Source organism: Aquabacterium sp. (assembly GCF_030652515.1).
Lineage (GTDB): Bacteria > Pseudomonadota > Gammaproteobacteria > Burkholderiales > Burkholderiaceae_C > Aquabacterium.
Genome location: NZ_JAUSAR010000010.1, coordinates 1 through 22,182, shown reverse-complemented (window position 1 = coordinate 22,182; position 22,182 = coordinate 1). Strand labels below are relative to the sequence as shown.

General features: G+C 64.3%; 20 protein-coding genes. 7 read left to right on the top strand and 13 right to left on the bottom strand.

The window, feature by feature from the left end; all coding sequences use genetic code 11:
- Positions 1-6: 6 nt before the first annotated feature.
- Both Q7V20_RS01135 and Q7V20_RS01130 read right to left on the bottom strand, forming a co-directional pair.
- Positions 7-540: an ATP synthase subunit I gene (locus tag Q7V20_RS01135; RefSeq protein ID WP_304786293.1), complete on the bottom strand. Its 534-nt coding sequence runs from the start codon at positions 538-540 to the stop codon at positions 7-9.
- 115 nt (positions 541-655) lie between these two features.
- A complete protein-coding gene (locus Q7V20_RS01130) occupies positions 656-1,171 on the bottom strand; it encodes a GNAT family N-acetyltransferase (protein ID WP_304786291.1) in 516 nt (171 codons plus the stop codon).
- A 207-nt stretch (positions 1,172-1,378) separates the two neighbouring features.
- On the opposite strand from Q7V20_RS01130, the gene Q7V20_RS01125 reads away from it, so the two are divergent.
- Genes Q7V20_RS01125 through Q7V20_RS01115 form a run of 3 tightly spaced genes read left to right on the top strand, consistent with a single transcriptional unit; the run spans position 1,379 to position 5,036 of the window.
- A complete protein-coding gene (locus Q7V20_RS01125) occupies positions 1,379-2,251 on the top strand; it encodes a hypothetical protein (RefSeq protein ID WP_304786289.1) in 873 nt (290 codons plus the stop codon).
- A 1-nt stretch (position 2,252) separates the two neighbouring features.
- Positions 2,253-3,887 carry a GH3 auxin-responsive promoter family protein gene (locus tag Q7V20_RS01120; RefSeq protein ID WP_304786287.1) on the top strand — a complete coding sequence of 545 codons (1,635 nt, stop codon included), beginning with the start codon at positions 2,253-2,255 and terminating at the stop codon, positions 3,885-3,887.
- 51 nt (positions 3,888-3,938) lie between these two features.
- Positions 3,939-5,036 (top strand): hypothetical protein, encoded by a 1,098-nt coding sequence (locus tag Q7V20_RS01115; protein ID WP_304786285.1) that lies wholly within the window; start codon positions 3,939-3,941, stop codon positions 5,034-5,036.
- A 17-nt stretch (positions 5,037-5,053) separates the two neighbouring features.
- Here the strand turns inward: Q7V20_RS01115 and Q7V20_RS01110 are convergent, their stop codons facing one another.
- Together Q7V20_RS01110 and Q7V20_RS01105 are read right to left on the bottom strand one after the other, a co-directional pair.
- Positions 5,054-6,418, bottom strand: coding sequence for a hypothetical protein (locus Q7V20_RS01110; RefSeq protein ID WP_304786283.1), 1,365 nt, complete (start codon positions 6,416-6,418; stop codon positions 5,054-5,056).
- A 52-nt stretch (positions 6,419-6,470) separates the two neighbouring features.
- Entirely contained in the window at positions 6,471-7,922 is a 1,452-nt protein-coding gene (locus Q7V20_RS01105) for a hypothetical protein (protein ID WP_304786281.1), read from the bottom strand.
- 117 nt (positions 7,923-8,039) lie between these two features.
- On the opposite strand from Q7V20_RS01105, the gene hemE reads away from it, so the two are divergent.
- Positions 8,040-9,146 (top strand): uroporphyrinogen decarboxylase, encoded by a 1,107-nt coding sequence (gene hemE, locus Q7V20_RS01100; RefSeq protein ID WP_304786279.1) that lies wholly within the window; start codon positions 8,040-8,042, stop codon positions 9,144-9,146.
- A gap of 7 nt (positions 9,147-9,153) precedes the next feature.
- Here the strand turns inward: hemE and Q7V20_RS01095 are convergent, their stop codons facing one another.
- Both Q7V20_RS01095 and Q7V20_RS01090 read right to left on the bottom strand, forming a co-directional pair.
- Complete coding sequence (locus Q7V20_RS01095; RefSeq protein ID WP_304786277.1) at positions 9,154-10,023, bottom strand: DMT family transporter; 870 nt, start codon at positions 10,021-10,023, stop codon at positions 9,154-9,156.
- Positions 10,023-11,018, bottom strand: coding sequence for a septal ring lytic transglycosylase RlpA family protein (locus tag Q7V20_RS01090; protein WP_304786275.1), 996 nt, complete (start codon positions 11,016-11,018; stop codon positions 10,023-10,025). The genes Q7V20_RS01095 and Q7V20_RS01090 overlap by 1 nt, the downstream gene beginning before the upstream one ends.
- A gap of 142 nt (positions 11,019-11,160) precedes the next feature.
- Here Q7V20_RS01090 and Q7V20_RS01085 point away from each other — a divergent pair, with 142 nt between their 5' ends.
- Entirely contained in the window at positions 11,161-12,420 is a 1,260-nt protein-coding gene (locus Q7V20_RS01085) for an alpha/beta fold hydrolase (protein WP_304786273.1), read from the top strand.
- 94 nt (positions 12,421-12,514) lie between these two features.
- Here the strand turns inward: Q7V20_RS01085 and Q7V20_RS01080 are convergent, their stop codons facing one another.
- Positions 12,515-13,159: a PEP-CTERM sorting domain-containing protein gene (locus Q7V20_RS01080; RefSeq protein WP_304786271.1), complete on the bottom strand. Its 645-nt coding sequence runs from the start codon at positions 13,157-13,159 to the stop codon at positions 12,515-12,517.
- Positions 13,160-13,465: 306 nt separating this feature from the next.
- On the opposite strand from Q7V20_RS01080, the gene Q7V20_RS01075 reads away from it, so the two are divergent.
- Positions 13,466-15,550: an ATP-dependent helicase gene (locus tag Q7V20_RS01075; protein WP_304786269.1), complete on the top strand. Its 2,085-nt coding sequence runs from the start codon at positions 13,466-13,468 to the stop codon at positions 15,548-15,550.
- Between the two features lie 232 nt (positions 15,551-15,782).
- Entirely contained in the window at positions 15,783-16,205 is a 423-nt protein-coding gene (locus Q7V20_RS01070) for an OsmC family protein (RefSeq protein ID WP_304786267.1), read from the top strand.
- Between the two features lie 18 nt (positions 16,206-16,223).
- Here Q7V20_RS01070 and coq7 read toward each other — a convergent pair whose 3' ends face one another.
- From coq7 to Q7V20_RS01040, 6 genes are all read right to left on the bottom strand, one after another.
- On the bottom strand, positions 16,224-16,895 hold the full coding sequence (gene coq7 / locus Q7V20_RS01065) for a 2-polyprenyl-3-methyl-6-methoxy-1,4-benzoquinone monooxygenase (RefSeq protein WP_304786736.1): 672 nt from the start codon (positions 16,893-16,895) through the stop codon (positions 16,224-16,226).
- 10 nt (positions 16,896-16,905) lie between these two features.
- On the bottom strand, positions 16,906-18,066 hold the full coding sequence (gene rodA / locus Q7V20_RS01060; protein WP_304786265.1) for a rod shape-determining protein RodA: 1,161 nt from the start codon (positions 18,064-18,066) through the stop codon (positions 16,906-16,908).
- The gene (mrdA, locus tag Q7V20_RS01055; protein ID WP_304786263.1) at positions 18,063-20,096 is read right to left on the bottom strand and encodes a penicillin-binding protein 2; all 2,034 of its coding nucleotides are present in this window, start codon (positions 20,094-20,096) and stop codon (positions 18,063-18,065) included. The genes rodA and mrdA overlap by 4 nt, the downstream gene beginning before the upstream one ends.
- Positions 20,097-20,114: 18 nt before the next feature.
- On the bottom strand, positions 20,115-20,630 hold the full coding sequence (gene mreD / locus Q7V20_RS01050) for a rod shape-determining protein MreD (protein ID WP_304786261.1): 516 nt from the start codon (positions 20,628-20,630) through the stop codon (positions 20,115-20,117).
- Complete coding sequence (gene mreC / locus Q7V20_RS01045) at positions 20,627-21,637, bottom strand: rod shape-determining protein MreC (RefSeq protein ID WP_304786259.1); 1,011 nt, start codon at positions 21,635-21,637, stop codon at positions 20,627-20,629. Before mreC ends, mreD begins: the two co-directional genes overlap by 4 nt.
- Before the next feature lie 61 nt (positions 21,638-21,698).
- Positions 21,699-22,182 (bottom strand): rod shape-determining protein (locus Q7V20_RS01040; protein ID WP_304786258.1); only part of this gene is annotated, 484 nt, incomplete at its 5' end.

Here is a 22,182-nt window from a genome sequence, read left to right as displayed (position 1 = left end):
TCTCAGTTAGCGGTTGTCGCTCGCGACGTTTTTCTTCACCCGACCCTGCATGAACAAGGTCAGCCAATTCAGCTTGATGCACACCACCAGCGCCACCAGAAAGGCAGGCAAACTCAATTGCGGCACCACTTTGATGGCAGCCACCAACATGATGACTGCCACTCCAATCTTCACAAATTCCCACAGCATGAAGCCGAAAACGGCCACACCGGCATTGCTTGCAAACACCTGCCGACTCATCCCATGTGCGAACAGCGCACCAGGCACCACCACGCAGGCTGCACCATAAAGCACCGACCACACCACATTGCTGCGGTGCCCACCCAGGAACCAGGACACCAAAGCGAGCAACATGCCAGCCAGGGCCTGAATGGCCACCACGCGCCACAAGGACACCACAGGCTGCTTAAGCCTCAGGGCCTCGACTTCGTCGCGACTCCACAGCCTGACGGGAGGATCCAGCTCATCAACCGAGTCATCAAGGGCTCGATCGATTTTCCGGGTGCCATCCAAGGCTGCGGGCATTGCTGACGGCTTCATGGTGTCGACAAAACCTAAAGATTATACGTGCTTACTTATGTCGAATCCAGTCTTACGTCATACATAAGACAAGAACCCCTCAAGCGCGGGTCACCACTGCACAGGCACCACAGGCTCAGTAGCGACTGACGGCGCCGTCCAGATCCGCCCGAAAGTAGTGCGCCCCGGGCAGTGGATTGAAGTAATAGGGCTCGGTGGGCACGAAGCCCAGGCTGGTGTACAGCTCGCGGGCCGCCTCCATGTCACTGAGGGTGTCCACGAACATGGTGCCGAAACCTGATTCACGGGCACGCTGCATCAAGGTTTCGACCAGCATGCGCCCCAAGCCAAAGCCTCGGAAGGCGGGGCGCACATACAAACGCTTCATCTCGCAGGCATTCGCCTCGCTGGCATCCAGCAAGGAGCGCAGTGCGCAACACCCGGCGATCGCGTCATCCACCGTCGCCAGCAGGAAGACTTCTTCGCCCCCCGCATATGCGCCGGCGGGATCGACCAGTTCTCGGTCGAAAGACTGGAAAGACAGGTCCACCCCCAACGATTCGCCGTACTCGGCCAGGATGGCCGCGGCCTGCTCCCAATCTTGCGGCCACTGCGCCGCGCACAAGGAAATCGAAGGGGTGTGGGCGTTCATGTGTGATGGTCAGTGTATATCGGCACACCCCCTGATTGAGGGGTCTCCTCGGGCAAGCCCCATGCTGGATTTTGGACAAGAGCGGCATCCTGATCAACAGGCAAGTAATTGCAACATTTTGTTTCCCAGCCGGCCCGCGCGGTTCCCTGTGAGAGGGGAACGGGGGTCTGTTGTCTTGGCCCTGGGCGCCCCGGTGGAGTGATTTTTATGTCCGCAACAATCAAAAAAGAGAAGGTGAGCACCTTCTTCAGGCCCATCAGCTCAGTGACGGTCACCAACATCAAGCAGATGTATGACCTGTACGCGAAGTACTACGAGAACACCTCGCTGGACGTCTTCCTGACGGACCTGTCGAAAAAGTCCGGCGTGATCCTGGTGACCCGGGCCGTGGACGACCAGATCGTGGGCTTCTCGACGCAGACGTTTTTCGACTTGAAAGTTGATGGCAAACGCGTGCGCGGCATCTTCAGTGGCGACACCATCATCGAGCAGGCTTACTGGGGCAACAATGCCCTGGCCAACACCTTCTACCGCCGCTTGATCATCGAGCGTCTGAAGCGTCCCTTCGTGCCCTTCTACTGGTTCCTGATCTCCAAGGGGTACAAGACGTACCTGTTGATGACCAACAACTTCTACAACTACTACCCCAACGTGAACGGCAAGGACGACCAGTACCGCCGCGTCACCGAGGCGTATTGCCAGCAGTTGTTCCCCGACGCGTTTGACCGCGAGAAGATGCTGCTGGACTTCGGCGAAACCTACGTGCGGCTGAAGGGCGACGTGGCCACCATCACACCCGAGCTGGTCGCGGCCAATCCGCACATTGCCTTCTTCGAGAAGGTGAACCCCAGCTGGCGCCGTGGCACCGAGGTGCCTTGCCTGGCCGCCTGCGATTACGAGAGCCTGTTCCGCTCGATCGTGGACGTGCCCTGGAAGTGGATCAAGAAGCACATCCTGGGCACCCACCGCCCGGAAGGCCTGGAGCTGGCCAAGCGTCAAGTGACGTCGAGCGTGGACAACAAGCAGGCATGGCTGGACGCGGACGCCGACGAGGCGATCGAGCGGACCAAGGCCTCCTGACATGGGGGCCAGTCATACCCTAGGACACCACCTTCTCAAACTGCTGGTCGCCCCGGGCCGGCGCCGTTTTGAACGGCATCTTGGCGAACTGGAATCGATCCAGCGCGCCAGGTTGTCGCGTTGGTTGTCCGCTGCCTCCAATTCCCCCGAAGGACAACGCCGAGGCATCCGCGCGGATTGGTCGTGGGAAGAGTTCGCGCGCCAGCAACCCGTCACTGCCTACAGCGACTACGCGGAGTTGCTGCTGCAGCAGCGCGAGCGCAAACAGAACCTGCTGATCGATTCGCCGGTGATGCGCTACCAGCCCACCAGTGGCTCGACCTCGGCGGTGAAGTGGATCCCGTACACCAAGATGTTCCTGGACGAGCTGGACCAGGTGATCACGGCGTGGGTGGGTGATCTGTACCGCCAGTTCCCCGGGCAGGCCAATGGCACGCACTATTGGTCGCTGTCGTGGATTCCGACCGACATGCGCGGCCAGACCGCCGGTGACATCAACGACGACATGAAGATGTTGTCCTGGGGCAAGCGCCTGCTGGCGTACCTGACGCAGGCAGCACCGCAAGAGATCGCACTGGCCGAAACGTCGGACGATTCGCTGTTCGCCACGCTGGCTTACCTGGTGGCCGACGAGGCGCTGGGCTTCATCTCGGTGTGGAGCCCCACGTTTGGCCTGGGCCTGCTGGAGCAGATGGGCCGCTGGCGCGAAGAGCTGGCCGAAGCCTTGTCGCGCGGCCACTGGGGTAGTCGCACCTCGCACATGGCCGGGCTGCCCTGCCCTCAATCGCCACGCGCCGCGCAATTACTGCGCGAGTGGAATGGCGCGATGAACGCCGAGTTCTTCGCCAAGCTGTGGCCTCAGCTGGCCGTGCTGAGCGCTTGGGACACAGCCGCTGCGGCGCCTTGGGCACAGAAGCTCAAGTCGCTGATGCCGCACGCCAACTTCCAGGGCAAGGGCTTGTGGGCCACCGAAGGCGTGGTGACCTTCCCGTTTCAAGGCCGTTATCCGCTGTCCTACCTGAGCCACTTCTACGAGTTCCAGGATGCACAGGATGGCCGGGTGTTGGCGCCCTGGCAGTTGCGCGAAGGCCAGGACGTGATCCCGATCATGACCACCGGCAGCGGCTTTGCGCGCTACAAGATGAGCGACGTGATCCGCGTGGATGGCCACCTGGGCCAGGTGCCTTGCTTCACCTTCCTGGGCCGCAATGATGGCGTGGACCTGGTGGGCGAAAAGATCAGCGCCACCACCGCACAGCAGGTGCAGGACAGCCTGCCGCTGGACAACGCCTTGCCCGTGACCTTGCTGGCGCTGGACCACAGCACCCACCAATCCCCCGGCTATGTGCTGCTGGTGGAATGCGCCCCCGAGGTGAACCGCACAACTTTGCAGCAGGCGCTGTCGGCCCAGTTGGAGAAGGCCTTGTTGGGCAACTTCCACTACAAGCTGGCCCGCGAGCTGGGCCAGTTGCAACCCGCTGCGTGCATCGCCCTGCCCCACATGCGCGAGATCTACCTGGACCAGTGCCGCCTGCGCGGCATGATCGAGGGCAACATCAAGATCGAACCTTTGCGCCACTGGCGTGGGGAAGTACCGGCCGTGCTGCGCGATGTGCTGGACGCCGTCGCCGCCTGACCCTCGATTGCTTCAGAATCGCCTCCACACGAACAACCACTTTCACCGACCATGGCCATCACCGTAAGACTGGGCACACCCGCCGACAACGCCAAGATGCAGGACCTGATCACCAAGATCACGATGCCGGGCGTGGCGCAGATGTGCTTCCAGCGCGCGCCGGACTTCTTTGTTGGCGCCAAGGTGATCGGTGACGAGTTCGTGCTGACTGTGGCCGATGACGATGAGCGCCCCGAGGTGTTGGCGGGCCTGACCGTGATCTCGGGCCGCGAGCTGTTCATCAGTGGTCAAAAGCGCCGCGTGTACTACTCGGGCGACACCCGCGTGGACCCGTTCTACCGCCGCCGCGGCATTGCTTCGAACCTGTTCGTGGAGCAAAAGAAGTTCCGATCCAACGAGGACCTGCTGCAAGGCATCGTGCTGAAAGAGAACACGGCCCCGCTGGACGCCGCCGCCAACTCGGCCGATGGCGTGCTGTTCCGTTACTGGATCAGCCACGCGATCGAGACCAGCTTCATCTTCACGCGCAAGATCACGCCGCGCATCCCCGCTGGCGTGCAGATCCGCGCGGCCACGGCCGCCGACGTGCCCGCCATGCAGGTGTTCTTCGACCGCGAAGCGCCGCGCCGCAATGGCTACCCGGTGTACGACTTCACCAAGCTGCACGCTGGTGACCCTTACTACGCGGGACTGTCGATCGGCGACTTTGCCCTGGCCACGCGCAATGGCGAGATCATCGGCTTCCTGGCCGGCTGGAACCAGAAGGCCTACAAGCAGACGCGCATCGTGGGCTTCAAGCCCATCGTCAAGGTGCTGCGCCCGCTGTACAACCTGTACGTGGGCCTGACCGGTGGCTTCAAGCTGCCCGCCATCGGCGGCGCGCTGAACTACCTGTCGCTGTACAACATCCTGGTCGCCAAAGACGACCCGGCGGTGCTGCAGGGCCTGATCGACTGGATCATGGCCCACCAGGGCCAGAAGTACGACGCCCTGGCGATTGCGATCACCAACGGCGACCCGCTGGAAAACGTGCCACGCGGCTACAAGCGCCAGAAGCTGTTCTCCAGCCACTTCTGGCTGAGCTATGGCGAGGATCCGCGCCCAGGCATCGACAACCGCCCGCTGTACGTGGAGCTCGGCCGCCTTTGAGACCGTCGGGCGGCGCCTCAGCCGCCCGCTGCTTCCTGGACCATCCGCGCCAGCGTGGCGCCCAGGCGCTGGCGAAACGCCGCCACGTCATCGGCCGACGTCTCTGACTCCTGCCAGATCATGGCGCAGAGCAGTTCGTTGTGGGCCTCGATCAAGCCCATGATCGGCGAGATGCTGTTGACGGCTGCCGAGAACTGAGCGACCTGGATCGCCGCATCCTTGGGGTTGAAGTAGGCACAGACATCGCCCAGGCTGGTGGCGTGGGCACTGATCTGGGGGAAGCGGTCCGCCCGGCGCAACGTCACGCCCACGTGGCCGATCAGGGTGCGGCCCATCAACGGCATCAGCTCTTCGACCAGATAGGTCCAGCACATCTCACGGCGGGCAAAGCGTGACTGACCTTCCTTGATGCTGGCATCGATGGACTTGACCCTCTCTTGCAAGGACTTGCCCGGCCCCTGCTCGATCACCAGGAAGGCGCCCACGTGGTTGCCCCACATGGGCCCGTGTCCTGCCGACTTGGGGTAGTAGCGCCGCATGTCCACCGAGGTGCGGATCACCGCCGCGGCCTTGGGGTCATCGGGCGACTGCTCCAGAAAGGTCTGGGCAATGGCCGCCGTCAGGAAGGTGTTGAGGGTCACGCCCAATTGGCGAGCTGCTTTGCGCAAATCCGCCGCGGGCACGGGCAGACTGCCTTGGCTCAGGCCGGAGGTGCCGTGGTTCGGCCTGGGTTGGCGGGGCAGTTGCTGCACATTGACGCTGGCCAGCAACCGGTGCTCGGCCACCTTGTGTTGCCGCGAACGCCATACCTTGGCGGGCCACTGCCACCAATGCGTGGGAGCGATGGCGCCCACCATGGAGGGCGCCTCGATGGGCATGGCCTCCATCGGCAGGCCGTTGATCCCCTGGATGAACTGCTTGACCAGGTGGATCATCGTCATCCCATCGGCAAAGATGTGCGGCACACCGAACATCAGCACGGGACGCTGGGCGTGCGGCACAAACCACATGCGCAGCCCGATGCCTTTTTCCAGCGGCACCACGTGGTGCAGGCATTGGCGATGCCAGGCCAGTTGCGCGGCCGGGTCATCCACCTCGATGTGCGCTTGCACTTCGAAGGCCAGTTCGAACAACTGATCCACCACCAGGTCATCCGGCAGGATGCGGAAGTGGTAGCGGTGCAGCCCCGGCTCGATGACGGCGCGCAGCTTGGGGTAAAGCGTGACCAGCTGGCGCAGCACGCGCTTGACCAGTGAGGTGTCCACCGGCGCACTCAACCTCAACAGGTAGCATTGGATCATGGTCCCCGCCAGGCCTTCAAGGGCGGCATAGGCATGCTCGGTGCGATTGAAAGGGACGATGTCGTGGGTGATGGCGACCATGAAACGCATCATGGCCCGACATCGGCCAGATGCCACCCCCGCGAACAGGTGATCAGGCGTTCAACGAATCACATGTCACCAACGGCCTGCTCGGCGATGGATCATCGCGCTGCACCGCGCCGCTGGCCGCCTGCCCAGCGGGATCGATGCCCGCCTCGCGCACCAACCTCTCGAACGTGCGGTCCAGTCGAGCCAGACAGGCGTCGATCTCTTGCACCGTGTTGTCGCTACGCTGCCACGAGGTGGGCAGGTAGAACACCCCGTCGAGCTCCACCATCACCATCAACAGGGCCACGCTGGTCACGATGGGCTGGAACTCGATGACCCTGATGGCCGCGCCCGGTGGATTGATGCCGCTGACATCGCCGAGGCTGGTGCAGTGGCAACTGATCTTGGGGAGTTTGTTCTGGCGCTTGAGCTGGTGAGCCACATGCCCGATCAAGGTTCGGCCCAGCAAGGGCATGGCCTCTTCCAAGAGGTAGGCCCAGAACATCTCGCGGCGCGCAAATCGGTCCAGCCCCTCCTTGACGTGCGCGCCCACCGAGCGCACCCGGTCGGGCAGGGACTTGCGCGGATCGTCTTCGGTGACCAGGAAGGCGCCCACGTGGTTGCCCCACAGCGGACCAAACTGGCGCGACTCGGGGTAGTGGCGGCGCAAATCGACCGAGATGCGGATCACGGCGGCGGCCTGAGGATCATCCGGCGCCTGGTCCAGGAAACTCTGGGCCACGGCCGACACCATGAAAGTGTTGAGCGACACCCCCAGCTTGCGCGCGGCCTGGCGCAAAACCGCAGAGCCCACGCTGACCCGGTGCTGGCGCATGGCGTTGACGGAGAAGTGCGTCGTGGTCCGCATCGGCAATTGCTGGATGTGCAAGCCTGCCTGGCGCTTAGCCTCGTTCACCTTGTGCTGACGCGAGCGCCAGATTTGCCGCGGCCATTGCCACCAATGGGCCGGCGCCACCGCACCCAACATGGAGGGCGTTTCCAACGGCTGCACCTCGATGGCCTGGCCATTGAGCAGCTTGAGCAGATCGCCCACCAGTTGCATGCAGGTGCGCCCATCGCCGAACAGGTGGTGAAGGCAGAAAAGGATCACGGGCTGCGAGGCATGCGGCATGAAACGCATGCGCACGTTCAGGCCGCGCTCCAGCGGCATGACCTCGTTGAGCATCTGATTCTGGTAGGCCTCCAGCGCGGCAGCGTCTTGCGCATTGATGTGCGCTTCGACGCGGTAGGCAACGCTGAACAACTGGTCCACCAGTTCGTCATCCGGCAGGATGCGCAAACGGCAAAAATACAACCCCGGCGCCACCACACCCCGCAGGCGGGGATGGTGGCTGACCAGGGACCGCATCGCACGGCGCACATCCGCCTCGGCGACGGGCGCGTTCAGGCGAATCATGTAAGGCTGGGCCATGGACCCGGCCGCACCATCGATGGCGGCGTAGCCGTGCTCGGTGCGGTTCAGGGCATGGGTGATCGCGTCAACTGCTTGGACCATGCCAAGATCGTGCCAGAGGGCGGCTCGCAGCGCCCTTATGACAAATGCTGAGGCCAACGCCCATTTAACGCGCGTATGTGACATCCGCCCGGCGAAGGCACTGCCTACAATGCCGCCATGACATCCGCCAAGCCCAAGCTCCCTCCCCTGGCCAATGACCGCTTCCTGCGGGCGTGCCTGCGCCAGCCCACCGACGCCACCCCCGTGTGGCTGATGCGACAGGCGGGCCGGTATTTGCCCGAGTACCGCGCCACGCGCGACAAGGCTGGCAGCTTCATGGGCCTGGCCACCAATCCGGAGGCCGCGTGCGAGGTCACGCTGCAACCCCTGGCCCGTTACGACCTGGACGCCGCCATCCTGTTCAGCGACATCCTCACCGTGCCCGACGCCATGGGCCTGGGCCTGAGCTTTGCCGCCGGCGAAGGCCCCAAGTTTGCCAACGTGGTGCGCGACGAAGCCGCCGTGGCCAAGCTGGCCGTGCCCGACATGGACAAGCTGCGCTACGTGTTCGACGCCGTGCGCACCATCCGCAAGGCCCTGTCAGACGAAAACGGTGTGGGCCGCGTGCCCCTGATCGGTTTCTCGGGCAGCCCCTGGACGCTGGCTTGCTACATGGTCGAAGGTGGCGGCTCGGACGACTACCGCCTGGTCAAGACCCTGATGTACCAGCGCCCCGACCTGATGCACCGCATCCTGGCCATCAACGCCGACGCGGTCGCCCTGTACCTCAACACCCAGATCGAAGCGGGCGCCCAGGCCGTGATGGTGTTCGACTCGTGGGGCGGCGTGCTGGCCGATGGCGCCTTCCAGGAGTTCAGCCTGGCCTACACCAAGCGCGTGCTGTCGCAACTGAAGAAAGAGCACGACGGCTTCCGCATCCCGCACATCGTGTTCACCAAAGGCGGCGGCCTGTGGATCGACCAGATCGCCGACGCAGGCAGTGATGTCATCGGCCTGGACTGGACCGTGAACCTGGCCCAGGCCAGAGCCCGCGTGGGCGACCGGGTGGCCTTGCAGGGCAACCTCGACCCCAACGTGCTGTTCGCCAAGCCTGAGCAAATCCAGGCCGAAGTCATCAAAACGCTGGACAGTTTTGGCGTGCCGAGTGCTGGCCACGGCCACATCTTCAACCTGGGACACGGCATCAGCCAGTTCACGCCGCCCGAGCACGTGTCGGTGCTGGTGGACACGGTGCACGAGCACTCGCGCCGCCAGCGCGGCTGAGGCGCTGTCAGGCCGCGTGGGCGCTTGAGCCTTCGCGGGCGGCCAGCACGGCGGCCAGCAGGATCAACCCGCCACCGGCCATCACGACGGGGGTGAGCACCTCACCGCCCCACCACACGGCCGAGCCCGCCGCGAACACGATTTCGGTCAGCATCACCACCGAGCTGATGTTGACCGGCACGCGCGAGGCGCCGTATTGCAAGGCCATGTTGCCGCAGAACATGGCCAGGCCCAAGGCCAAGGCACCGAACAACCAGCGTGCGTCGAAGGCGGGCAAGGGCGGGATGACGCCCTGGCTGGTCAAAACCACCGCCAGGCCACCCGGCAGCAAGATGCCGCCCATGAACATCGCCAGGGCGCGCGCAGCTGTGTCCTGGTGCACCTGCTGCCGAAGGATCACGTTGTTGGCCGCGAAGCCAAATCCGCCCACCAGGCCCAGCACATCGGGCAGCCCCGCAAACACCGGCCAGGGCGCGTCAGCCGGCTTGAGCACCAGCACGGCGCCCAGCAGCGCCAAGGCCACCCGCCAAGCCGCCGCCGGGGTCGGCCGCTCACCCAGCGTCAGCCAGGCCAGCAGCGCCGCCCACACCGGCATCAGGTAAAACAGCAGCACCACGCGAACCACCTCGCCAATGCTCACGCCCCAATTGAAGGCGGCGTTGGTGCTGCCAGCCGCGATGGCCAGGCACCACAAGGCGGGCGAGCGCAGCAGCACCGCCAGCGCCGACGGCCGCCAGGCCATGATCAAACCGGTGCTCAGCACGAAGAAAATCGAGGTGGCCCACAACGGGTGCAAGCCCATGGCCTGCAGTTGCCGCAATGGCCACCAGGACAGACCCCAGATCATCGCGTTGCACACCAGCGCAAGGTAAGGCATCAACGTCGCTCGATCACCATCGGGTTCAAAGCCAGGACCTCGCGCACGGAACGCGCCACGCCTTGCGCCTGCTCGCGGCTTTCATAAGGGCCCACCTGCAGGCGGAACAAGGCCGCCTCCTTGAACACCGCCATCAGCGGCGTCAGGGAAGACAATTCGGTGCTGACCCGTTGCTGCAATTGGTCGACCCCTTCGCGCCTGCCCAGCGCGGCCAACTGCACCCAGAAACCACGGGCGGCCGGGGTGTAGGCACGACCAGAGGCTTCGGCCACGGGCGAGGGCGCGGTGTTGTCAGGTGCGGCGGGCACCACGGCCAAGGTGGGCGCCTCGGCCAGTGAATCGCCCGCCGACGCCAAAGTCGCGATGGGATCGTCACGGCCCGGCTCCGGGCCGATGGCTGGCAGGCCGCGCCGCCAAGCGCCGGTGCGGATGTCGTCAAACGTCAGGCGCTCCAGCTCCACCTCGGCACTGCCCATGGCCACGATGCCCAGCTTCAGGGCGGCCGCGTAGCTCAGGTCCAGCACGCGGGCCGAGTGAAAAGGCCCCCGGTCGTTGATCCGCACGATCACTTCCTTGCCCGACGCGATGTGGCGCACCCGCGCATAACTGGGGATGGGCAAGGTGCGGTGAGCCGCGGTCATGCCGTAGATGCTGAAGAGCTCGCCACTGGCCGTGCGCCGCCCATGGAATTTCTGGCCATACCAGGACGTCAGGCCACGCTGCTTCCAGGGGACATCCGTGGACATGGGTGCGTAACTCTGGCCCATGACCGAATAAGGCTTGTTAGGCCCGCCCTGGCGGATGGGCTCGACACGAGGCTCGGCATCGGGCACCTTGACCAGGTCTGCCGGGGTCACCGCTGGCGGACCATCCCGGCCCACCGCGGGTGAGCGGGAAGTCGTTGGCCCAGGCCCGGAAGCGCACCCAGCCAGGATCGACGCGATCACCAGGCTGACCGAAAGACCGAAGGATGAGCGCAAGGCAGAAAAAGACATGGGCCGCACCATACACGACTTGCCGCACCACTGGCTCGCACACCGCGCTGGCACGGCAAATGCACCAGAGGGGTTTTCATCAGGCGCGAAATCTGGCCCAAGCGCGGCACAATTCACGCACCGAACTTTGAAATGTGCCGCCATGTCCTCCGCCCTCGAACACCCCTTCGACCATCCTTTTGAGCGGGGCATGCGCAACCGCAGGGCTGCACTGGGCGACGCCTGGGTGGACAAATCGGTGGCCAAGGCCAACACGTTCAACGCCGAGTTCCAGCACTTCATCACCGATTACGCCTGGCACGGCGTGTGGGGCCGCCCGGGCCTGGACTGGAAAACCCGCCGCATCATCGTGCTGGCCGTGACCAGCGCGCTGGGCCGCTGGGATGAGTTCGAGATCCACCTGCGGGGTGCGCTGACCCCCGGCAACGCCCACACCCTGAGTGTGGAAGAAGTGCGCGAGGCCCTGATCCAGATCTCGATCTACGCGGGCGTGCCCGCAGCCAACACCGGTTTTGCACGGGCCCTGGGCATCATGAAGGAGCTGGGCATCGAGCCCCCTCCCCACCCCGCCACCGAAGCCTGGCACCCGGGCGTGGGCAGGTCGGTTTTCACCAGCACCCGCCCCAAATTGCACGCCACCGTGCGCGAAGCGCGCAATGGCGATGAAGCAGCACACACCGTGGTGCTCAGCCACGCGCTGGGCCAGGACAGCAGCATGTGGGACGCCGTGGCCAACGACTTGGCGGCCACTTGCCGCGTCATCTGCCCCGATACCCGAGGCCATGGCCGCTCGCAAATCCCCAGTGACCCGCTGACCCTGGCCGAACTGGCCGCCGATGCCGCCCGCCTGATCGACGAAGTGGCCCAGGAGCCCGTGATCTGGGTGGGCCTGTCGATGGGCGGCATGATTGGCCAGGAACTGGCCATCCGCCATCCCGACAAGGTCAAAGCACTGGTGCTGTCCAACACCACCAGCGCCTACCCGGAATCCGGGCGCTCGGCCATCGGGCAGCGCATCGCCACGGTGGAGTCCCACGGCGTGGGCGCGGTCAGCACCAACACGATGGCGCGCTTTTTCAGCGAATCATTCCGGCAGACGCACGCCGCCACCGTGGCACGCCACCAGCGACTGCTGGAGGCCACCGATCCGGAAGGCTACATCGCGTGCGCGGTCGCCATCTGCGAGATCGACACCACCTCTAGGTTGAACCAGATTCGCGTGCCCACGCTGGTCATTGCAGGCGAGCGCGATGAGAATACGCCCTTGGACATGGCCTCGGTGCTGGCACGGGGCATTGCCCGATCGCAATTGGTGACCCTGAGCGGTTGCGCGCACCTCAGTGCGGCCGAGAACCCCTCGGCGTTCTCTGATCTGGTAGGTGAGTTCGTGGCCAGCCTTTGACTGAAGGCCCGCTTGAACGCGTGAAAGGCCCATGAAAAAAGCCCCGCCGAAGCGGGGCTTTTGCCGAGCGGGCGAACCCGCTGGACCAGATCAATCAGGCAGCGCGACGAGCGCGGCGGCTGACAAAGGCCACACCAGCCAGACCCAGACCCATCAGCGCGTAAGTGCTTGGCTCAGGGATCTGCGCTGCAATGGTGCCCACGAAGGACACCTTGCCACCCGACAAGAAGGTGTTGTAGGCGCCACCGACATTCGTCAGTTCGATCATGGGCACATTGCTCGACTTGGCAAAGTCGTAAGCAGACACGCCGCTGGCCTTGATCGTGAAGACCGAGGTCTTGCCTTCGGCGATGCCGTTGCCAGCAAAACCGATGCTGCCGTTGTAGACATAACCGCCATCCCTGAAGATGGTGGGCAGGCCCAGGAACGTGCCGCCGCCAGAGGCGCTCACGTTGCCGACAACACCGGGCTTGGTGGCGACCGTGCCCCAGTCCCCGTTCAGCCAGAGGCCGTCCAGGTACGTACCAGCCGTCGTCTTGGCGGGGAACAGCGAGCTGTTCTGCGTCAACGAGATCTCAACGCCACCGGAGATGTCCTTGATGGTCATCGAGGCCACTGAATAGCTCAGCGTCTTGGTGTCGAAGGGATTGAAGGCTGTAGACGTGTCATAAAACGTCTTGAAGTCGTAGGTGTAGCTGGACTGTGGTGTCACGGCAGCATGAGCCGAAGCAAATGCCATCGCCGCCAGCCCTGTCGCCACTGCTACTTTTCGCAGATTTTGTATCATAAAAAAAGGCTCCTCTCCTCGCGGAAGATGTCGGAAGCGGTGACTGGAATCATTTCGTGATATAGGCCCCGACTGTGTAAATATTAGCTGTGCAACGCCCGACAACCAAGAGGGTTTTGCCGACCCCCTGTTCAAGGGGAGTCAAGGCTGAAACCAAGGGCTGAATCAGAGCTTGGAGGCTGCAGATCACTCGTCAATACACTCAGCCCACTGTGCACTATGCTGTGCGGCCTGTGTCCCCCGAGAATCAGTGTTTCTGTGTCCGCTTCCCCCAGCCCTGCCTCCACCCTCAACCCGGCCCAGATGGCCGCCGTGCTGCACCTTGATGGCCCTTGCCTGGTTCTGGCCGGGGCCGGTTCGGGCAAAACCCGCGTCATCACGCAAAAGATTGCGCGGCTGCTGCAACCCGGGCATGGTGCCGACCTGGCGCCTTCGCAGATCGCGGCCATCACCTTCACCAACAAAGCCGCGCTTGAAATGCGCGAGCGCGCCAAGGCGCTGATCGGGGGCAAGGCGGCCAGCAAACTGCTGGTCTGCACCTTCCACTCGCTGGGCGTGCGCCTGCTGCGCGAGGATGGCGAGGCCCTGGGCCTCAAACCCAAGTTCTCCATCCTGGACAGCGATGACGTGCTGGGCATCATCCGCGACGCGGGCGGCACCACCGACCCCAAGCAGGCTCGGAGCTGGCAGTGGATGATCAGCAGCTGGAAGAACCAGGGCCTGAACAGCGCCCAGGCCGAAGGCGCCGCCGAGAACGACGACGAACGCGTCTGCGCCCGCGTCATGCGCCTGTACGAAGAACGCCTGATGGCCTACCAGGCCGTCGACTTCGACGACCTGATCGGCCTGTCGATGAAGCTGCTGGCCGACCACGAGCACGTGCGCGCCAAGTGGCAACGCAACCTGCGCCACGTGCTGGTCGACGAATACCAGGACACCAACGCCACCCAGTACGACTTGCTCAAACTGCTGGTGGGCGAGCGCGGCATCTTCACCGCCGTGGGCGACGACGATCAATCCATCTACGGCTGGCGCGGCGCCACGCTGGACAACCTCAAGCGCCTGCCCCAGGATTTTCCGCAGCTCAAAGTGATCCCGCTGGAGCAGAACTACCGCTCCACCAGCGCCATCCTGCGGGCGGCCAACCACGTCATCGCCCTGAACCCCAAGCTCTACCAAAAGACGCTTTGGAGCGACCTGGGCGAGGGCGAGCCGGTGAAGGTGGTCGAGTGCGACAACGAGGAGCACGAGGCCGAGCGCGCGGTGGGGCGCATTTTGGCCCTGCACGCGGGCGCCACCGGCTCCACCGTGGCCGCGCCGTGGAGCGATTTCGCCATCCTGTACCGCGCCAACTTCCAGGCCAAGGCGTTTGAAAAAGCCCTGCGCAAGGCCAACATCCCCTACAAGGTGTCGGGCGGGCAGAGCTTTTTCGACCGCGCCGAGATCAAGGACCTGTGCGCCTGGTTGCGCCTGCTGGTCAACAACGACGACGACCCGGCGTTCTTGCGCGCCGTGACCACGCCCAAGCGGGGCATCGGGCACCAGACGCTGGGCTCGCTGGGCGAGTTCGCGGGCAAGTGGAAGGTGAGCCTTTACGAGGCCCTGTTCGCCGAATCGCTGTCGGCCTCACTGAATGCGCGGGCGATTGGCTCGCTGCACGAGTTCGGCCGTTTCGTGAACGACCTGGACCACCGCGCCCGCACCACCTCGGGCAGCGAAGACGCCAAGGTGCTGCTGATGGAGTGGCTCAAAGACATCGGCTACGAGCAGCACCTGTACGACGAGGCCGAAAGCGAGAAGATCGCCGCCAGCCGCTGGGCCAATGTCCTGGATTTCATCGACTGGATCGCCAAGCGCTGCGGCGGTGAGATCGAGAACGACGGCGGCATGACGGTCGAGACCGAGAAAAAGAGCGTGATTGAGGTAGCCCAGACCATATCGCTGATCACCAGCCTGGCCGACCGAGGCGGCGACCCCAACGTGGTCACCTTGTCGACCCTGCACGCCTCGAAGGGGCTGGAATGGCCTCACGTGGTGCTGGCCGGCGTCAACGAAGGCTCGCTCCCCTTCAACAACGAAGAAAATGAGATCACGCCCGACCGCCTGGAAGAAGAGCGTCGCCTGATGTACGTGGGCATCACCCGCGCCCGGCTGAGCCTGGCGGTCAGCACGCTCAAGCGCCGCAAAAAGGGGCGCGAGCTGATCGTGGCGATTCCCAGCCGCTTCATTGCCGAGATGAAGCTGGGCGAAGGCGGCCCCGTTGAAAACCCGCGAGAGAAACTGCGGCGGCAGCGAGAAGAACTGGCGGCCAAGTCGGCCAGCGCCAAGCCCCTCGCCCCCTGAAAAGCGAAAAAAAACCCGAAATCGAAAGATTCCGGGTTTTGAAATCCGCCAAAAAATGGAGGAGTGGAGGAGACAAATGAAACAAGCTGGATGTCTGACTACGGAACCGGTAAAAAGTTCCACACCCATGCGTCAAATTGTATTCTTTACCAAAATCTGACACAAGGGGTTTCCCGGAAAATTGTTTCTTTGTGCAAGATTTAACCCTTTTGAGACCTCTGGAAGCAAACACATGGAATGCACCATTCACTGGCAGCCCTCGGCGGGCATGGCTTTTCTGGCAGAAACCGGCAGCGGCCATGTGCTGATGATGGACGGTGCCCCCGATGGCGGCGGGCGCAACCTGGCGCCGCGCCCCATGGAAACCGTGCTGGCGGGCACGGGCGGCTGCACGGCTTATGACGTGGTCTTGATCCTCAAGCGGGGCCGACATGACGTGCGGGGCTGCCAGCTCAAGCTCACCAGCGAACGGGCCGACACCGACCCCAAGGTTTTCACCAAGATCCACATGCACTTCGTGGTGACGGGCGTGAACCTGACCGAGCCCGCCGTGCAGCGGGCGATTCAGATGTCGCACGAAAAGTATTGCTCGGCCAGCATCATGCTAGGCAAGACAGCCGAGATCACGACCAGCTTCGAGATCGTGGCGGCCTGAACCAGGCCGGGCCAGGCCTCAGAGGTAATGCGCGGTGGTCGTCATGACCTTGGCGGCCAGGCGCATGAGGCCCCGCACCGGGGCGGGCAGTTCCACCGCACCCGCTTTGAGCGCGGCCCGGGCGTGCTCGGCCTCGTCATCGCGCATCTGCGCCACGATGGCGCGTGATGGGTGGTCTCCCGCGGGGAGGGACGTCAGGTGCCCGTCCAGGTGCTGTTCTACCTGGCGCTCGGTCTCGACCACGAAACCCAGGCTGGTTTGGTCGCCCGCCCGCGCGGCCAGCAGGCCCAGCCCGAAGGATCCGGCGTACCAAAGGGGGTTGAGCAAGCTGGTGCGGCCGCCCAGTTCGCGCAGGCGCTGCTCCGTCCAGGCCAGGTGGTCGGTTTCTTCTCTGGCCGCGGCATCGAACTGGGCCTTCAAGGCCTGGTCCCGGGTGCCCAGGGCCTGCGAGGCATAAAGGGCCTGCGCGCACACTTCACCCACGTGGTTGACCCGCATGAGGGCGGCCGCGTGGCGCTTCTCGGCCTCGGTCAATGGGGTGCTGTCGATCACCTGCGGCTGAGGGCAGGGGCGCGAGGCACTGTGCTCGGCAAACACCGTGCGCAGCGCCGAGTCAAGGGCGATCAGGATGTGATCGACCGGAGAGTGGTCACGGCCCACGGTGGCCGACGAAGCGGAAGATGAGGTCATGGCGGCCATGTTAACGCTGCATCAAGCCACGGCTCTTGGCAATGGACATGAGCAGGCCCAGGGCCAGCCCCAGGGTGACCATGGCCGTGCCGCCATAACTGATGAAAGGCAAGGGCACGCCCACCACGGGCAGGATGCCGCTGACCATGCCCATGTTGACGAAGGCGTAGGTGAAGAAGCTGAGCGACAGGCTGCCTGCCAGCAGGCGCGAGAACAGCGTGGGTGCCTGGGCGGCGATCATCAGGCCCCGGAAGATGAGGGCCAGGAAGCCCGCCATCAGCAGCAGGACACCGACCAGGCCCTGCTCCTCCGAGAAGGCGGCGAAGATGAAATCGGTGGTGCGCTCGGGGATGAACTCCAGGTGGGTCTGGGTGCCCTTCATGAAGCCCTTGCCGGTGAGACCACCCGAGCCAATGGCGATCATGCCCTGGATGATGTGAAAGCCCTTGCCCAGCGGGTCGGCCGTGGGATCGAGCAAGGTACAGACGCGGTTCTTCTGGTAATCGTGCAGCACCACCCAATCCACCTCGGGCTGGCAGATCTTCTCCTCGGACAAAACCAGGGTGGTGATGCCCACCGCCGCCAACACCACCACGGGCAGGATCAGTTTCCAGTTCAAGCCCGCGAAGAAGATCACGTAGATCCCGCCAGACAGCACCAGCAAGGAGGTGCCCAGGTCAGGCTGCTTCATGATCAGGCCCACGGGGATGGCCAGCAGCAAACCCGCCACCGCGAAGTCCAGCCCGCGCAATTGGCCCTCACGTCGCTGAAACCACCAGGCCAGCATCAGCGGCATCGCGATCTTGAGGATCTCGCTGGGCTGGATGACCATGCCCACATTGAGCCAGCGCGTGGCGCCCTTCTTGGTGATGCCCACGTGCGGCAAGGCGGTGATGAGCAGGAGGATGACGCCCGCCACGTACAGCGGCACGGCCAGCGCCATCAGGCGCTGTGGCGGCACTTGCGCGGCCAGGAACATCACCACGAAGGCCAGTGCCATGTTGCGCGACTGGTCGATGAAGCGTGTGCCATGGTCGTAGCCCACCGAGTACATGGTGAACAAGCCCAGGCCGCACAGGAACAGGATCGCCAGCAACAAGGGCAGGTCAAAGCCCACGAAGATGGGTTTGACGCGTTGCCACAGAGAGGGCTGACCAAACGATCCGTTCATGGCGCGCTCGCAGGTGAAGAAGCGGCAGCCGCCGGGGTCGACGCTGAAGTGGGCAGGGGCACGTCGCCGCCAAAGGCATCCTGGCCGTGGGGCAAGGACACCTCGTCCACCTTGCGCGGCACGCCAATGGGTGCCACGCCCTTGCCCTGGCGCACGGCCTCGATGTCTTCTTCGCTGGGGTACTGGCCCAGCAGCAGGTAGTCCAGCACACGTCGGGCGATGGGCGCGGCCGCCGCAGCGCCGAAGCCGGCGTTTTCCACGATCACGGTCAAGGCGATGCGGGGTTGGTCCACCGGCGCAAAGGCCTCGTACAAGGAATGGTCACGCTGGTACTCGTCCATGCGGGTGGCCACGTATTTTTCGTTCTTTTTCAGGCCCACGGCCTGGGCCGTGCCGGTCTTGCCACCGCTGGCATAGGTCGCGCCCATGAACACGCGCGTCGAGGTGCCCTCCTGAGTCACGCCGTGCATGGCTTCGCGGATGAAGGCGGTGTGCTCGGGCTTGAAGGGCAGCGGCGCCAGGGCCTGGCTGGAGACCACGCGCTTTTCACGGGTGAGCACGTCTTCGATCTCGCGCACCAGGCGCGGCTCATAGCGCCGTCCGTCGGACACCATGGTGGACAAGGCCGTCGCCATCTGCAACATGGTGAAGCTGTTGTAGCCTTGCCCGATGCCCAACGAGATGGTCTCGCCCGCGTACCAGCGGCGCTGCTCGGGCTTCTTGTAGGCGCGACGCTTCCAGTCGGTCGAAGGCAGCAGGCCGGTCACCTCACCCTTGAGGTCAATGCCCGTCAGCCGGCCAAACCCCAGGGGTTGCATCTGGCTGTGGATCAGGTCCACGCCCAACTCATTGGCCAGCGAATAGAAGTAGACATTGCTGGAGCGGACAATGGCACTGCGCATGTCCACCATGCCGGTCTGCTCGTTCTCCGGGCTGCGGAACTTGTGGCCGCCGAACATGAAGACACCGCTGTCATACATGCTCATGGTCGCACTGCGTTTGCCGGTGTTCAAGGCGGCCAGGGCCATGAAGGGCTTGTAGGTAGACCCGGGAGGGTAGGTGCCGCGCAAGGCCCGGTTGAGCAAGGGCTTGTCGGGTGATTCGTTCAGCTCTTTCCAGTTCTCGCTGTCGATGCCATCCACGAACAGATTGGGGTCGAAGGTGGGTTTGCTGACGAAGGCCAGCACCTCGCCATTGCGCGGATCAATCGCCACCAGGGCGCCACGGCGGCTGCCATACAGCCGCTCGATCAGGGCCTGCAGCTTGATGTCGATGGACATGTGCACCGTGTTGCCGGGCGTGGGCGGCTTGGAACGCAGGCGGCGCACGGCCCGACCACCCGCGCTGGTCTCGACCTCTTCAACGCCCGTCAGGCCATGCAGCTCGCGCTCGTAGTTCTGCTCGATGCCCAGCTTGCCGATGTAGTCGGTGCCACGGTAGTTGGCCTGCTCTTCATCAGGCCATTCTTCGATGGCTTCTTTCTCTTTCTGGTTGATGCGGCCGATGTAGCCCAGCACGTGGCTGGCCAGCTCACCATAGGGATAGTGGCGGAACAGGCGCGCCTGGATGTCCACGCCGGGAAAGCGAAAGCGCTGCGCGGTGAAGCGGGCCACCTCGGTGTCGGTCAGGCGGGTGCGGATGGGGATGGACTCGAAGCTTTTGGACTCTTCGCGCAGGCGCTTGAAACGGCGGCGGTCGCGCGGGGCCACTTCGACGATCTTGGACAAGGCCTCGATGGTGGCCTCGACGTTGTCGACCTTGGAGGGCGTGATCTCCAGTGTGTAGGCCGAGTAGTTGTTGGCCAGCACCACGCCATGGCGGTCCACGATCAGGCCCCGATTGGGCACGATGGGCACGACCGCGATGCGGTTGCTCTCCGCCCGCGTGGACAGCTCTTCGTGGCGATTGACCTGCAAGACCACCAGACGCGCAGCCAACAGGCCAAAGCAGAACAAGACGAAGCCGACCGCCGCCCACAAGCGGACGCGAAAGCGGCCCAGCTCCTGTTCGAGGTTCTTGATTTCAGTCATGGAAGCGTCAGGCCGGGCTCACAGCGGACGGTTCTTGTCGCGGTCGGGCGCCCGCCGCTGTGGCGCCAGCAGCAGGAAGGTCACCATTGGCCACAAGGCGGATTCCAGCAAGGGCGCCACCATCAAGGTCCACCCCGGGAAGCCCGCCCCCGCGATCAAGCGCACCATCAGCGACACCATGTGCGCCGCGATGAACAAGGGCAGGATTTGCACGGCCTGCGAGCCCACCGTGAACCACAGCAGTCGCCGGTGCACCGCGATGGCCGAGTAGCTCAGCAGTGTGTAGGCCAAGGCGTGCTGGCCCAGCAAGGCACCCTGGTGCACATCCATGAACACGCCGAAGGCGAAGGCCACGCCCACACCCACACGGCGCGGCTGGTGGACGTTCCAGAACACCAGCGCCACGGCCAGCAGGTCGGGCACGGCCCCGGAGCGGCCCATGGGGACCAGATTGAAAGCGAACGCCAACAACAGGCTCACCCAGATGAACACCGGGTTGACCGGCATCAGCAGCGGACTGCCGCGCGGCATCATGGCTTGGCTCCCGAAGCGGCTGGATTGGCGGCGCTGGGCTTGCGGGCCGCATGCACCGCAGACTCAACCTTGGCGTGGTGGTGTGCGCTGGCAGCAGAGGCCGGTGCAGAGCCGGAAGCCGCGATGGCTTCTGCCTCGGAGGGTCGATCGGGCAACTGGTCGGCCACCGGGTGCAGCAAAAGCACGTGGCGTGAATTGTCGGGCTGGGATTTGGGTGTCAACACGATGCGCGCAAAGGCCGAATCGGCGCGGCGGTCCACGCGCGCCACCTTGGCCACCGGCAAGCCCGCGGGGTAGACGCCATCCAGGCCAGAGGTCTGCAACTCGTCACCCACCTGCACATCGGCATTGCCGGCCATGAAGCGAAGCTCCATGCCCAAGACCTGCGGCGTGCCGTAGGCCACACCGCGTTGTCGGGTGCGGCTGTTGACCACCGGCACGGCGGCATCCTTGTCGGTCACCAGCGTCACCTCGGACGTCAGGGGATAGAGGCGCGTGACCTGACCCAGCACACCCGCATCATCGATCACGGGCGAGCCCAGGACCACGCCATGGCGACTGCCCTGGTCGATGACCACCTTGCGGGTGAAGGGATCGGGCGCGTCGTACAACACTTCGGCGGCTTGGGACTGGACATTGACACGGGGGCGCAAGGCCAGCAACTCGCGCAGGCGGGCGTTCTCGCGCTCCAGTTGATCGACGCGCATCACGCGCTCGGCCTGGGCGGCGGCCTTCTTCTGGGATTGGTGCTGGTCAAGGCGCGCGGCTTCCAGGCCCGACATGTAGTGCCCGGCATCGGCCCACCAGGCCTGCGGTGCCAACAGCACGCTTTGCACGGGCTGCAGCATGGTGGCCACCACGGCCCGCAGGGGCTGGGTCACCTTCCAGCGCGTGTCGGCCACCATCAAAAAGATGGCCAGCGCCGAGAAAAACATCAGACGGGTGAAAGCCGACGGCCCTTGCTTGAAGAAGGGCGGTGGCGAACGATCCAGTGTGACCAGGGGCATGCAGCGTTCCCGCGCAAAAAGGCAGGCACCGCCAGCCAGCGGTGCTCACCGTGTCACCAGCTTATTCCGATGTGAAGATGCTGCCCAGGCGGTCCATGCGCTCCAGGGCCATGCCGCAACCGCGCACCACGCAGGTCAGCGGGTCTTCGGCCACCAGCACCGGCAGGCCGGTTTCTTCGGCCAGCAGGCGGTCCAGGTCGCGCAACAGTGCGCCACCACCGGTCAGCATCATGCCGCGCTCGGCGATGTCGGCGCCCAACTCAGGGGGCGTCTGCTCCAGCGCGTTCTTGACGGCCGACACGATCTGGTTGAGCGGATCGGTGAGCGCCTCGAGGATTTCGTTGCTGGAGATGGTGAAGCTGCGGGGCACGCCTTCCGACAGGTTGCGGCCCTTGACTTCCATTTCCTTGACTTCGGAGCCGGGGAAAGCGCTGCCGATGCTCTTCTTGATGGCTTCGGCCGTGGGCTCGCCAATCAGCATGCCGTAGTTGCGGCGGATGTAATTGATGATGTGCTCGTCGAACTTGTCGCCGCCGACGCGCACG

Coding starts and splice junctions, on each gene's coding strand:
- rodA (WP_304786265.1), bottom strand. CDS start 18,066: ATGAACGGATCGTTTGGTCAGCCCTCTCTGTGGCAACGCGTCAAACCC.
- Q7V20_RS01125 (WP_304786289.1), top strand. CDS start 1,379: ATGTCCGCAACAATCAAAAAAGAGAAGGTGAGCACCTTCTTCAGGCCC.
- mreD (WP_304786261.1), bottom strand. CDS start 20,630: ATGATGCCGCGCGGCAGTCCGCTGCTGATGCCGGTCAACCCGGTGTTC.
- Q7V20_RS01110 (WP_304786283.1), bottom strand. CDS start 6,418: ATGGTCGCCATCACCCACGACATCGTCCCTTTCAATCGCACCGAGCAT.
- Q7V20_RS01120 (WP_304786287.1), top strand. CDS start 2,253: ATGGGGGCCAGTCATACCCTAGGACACCACCTTCTCAAACTGCTGGTC.
- Q7V20_RS01135 (WP_304786293.1), bottom strand. CDS start 540: ATGAAGCCGTCAGCAATGCCCGCAGCCTTGGATGGCACCCGGAAAATC.
- Q7V20_RS01085 (WP_304786273.1), top strand. CDS start 11,161: ATGTCCTCCGCCCTCGAACACCCCTTCGACCATCCTTTTGAGCGGGGC.
- Q7V20_RS01080 (WP_304786271.1), bottom strand. CDS start 13,159: ATGGCATTTGCTTCGGCTCATGCTGCCGTGACACCACAGTCCAGCTAC.
- Q7V20_RS01115 (WP_304786285.1), top strand. CDS start 3,939: ATGGCCATCACCGTAAGACTGGGCACACCCGCCGACAACGCCAAGATG.
- Q7V20_RS01105 (WP_304786281.1), bottom strand. CDS start 7,922: ATGGTCCAAGCAGTTGACGCGATCACCCATGCCCTGAACCGCACCGAG.
- Q7V20_RS01090 (WP_304786275.1), bottom strand. CDS start 11,018: ATGTCTTTTTCTGCCTTGCGCTCATCCTTCGGTCTTTCGGTCAGCCTG.
- Q7V20_RS01095 (WP_304786277.1), bottom strand. CDS start 10,023: ATGCCTTACCTTGCGCTGGTGTGCAACGCGATGATCTGGGGTCTGTCC.
- Q7V20_RS01070 (WP_304786267.1), top strand. CDS start 15,783: ATGGAATGCACCATTCACTGGCAGCCCTCGGCGGGCATGGCTTTTCTG.
- mrdA (WP_304786263.1), bottom strand. CDS start 20,096: ATGACTGAAATCAAGAACCTCGAACAGGAGCTGGGCCGCTTTCGCGTC.
- Q7V20_RS01130 (WP_304786291.1), bottom strand. CDS start 1,171: ATGAACGCCCACACCCCTTCGATTTCCTTGTGCGCGGCGCAGTGGCCG.
- mreC (WP_304786259.1), bottom strand. CDS start 21,637: ATGCCCCTGGTCACACTGGATCGTTCGCCACCGCCCTTCTTCAAGCAA.
- coq7 (WP_304786736.1), bottom strand. CDS start 16,895: ATGACCTCATCTTCCGCTTCGTCGGCCACCGTGGGCCGTGACCACTCT.
- hemE (WP_304786279.1), top strand. CDS start 8,040: ATGACATCCGCCAAGCCCAAGCTCCCTCCCCTGGCCAATGACCGCTTC.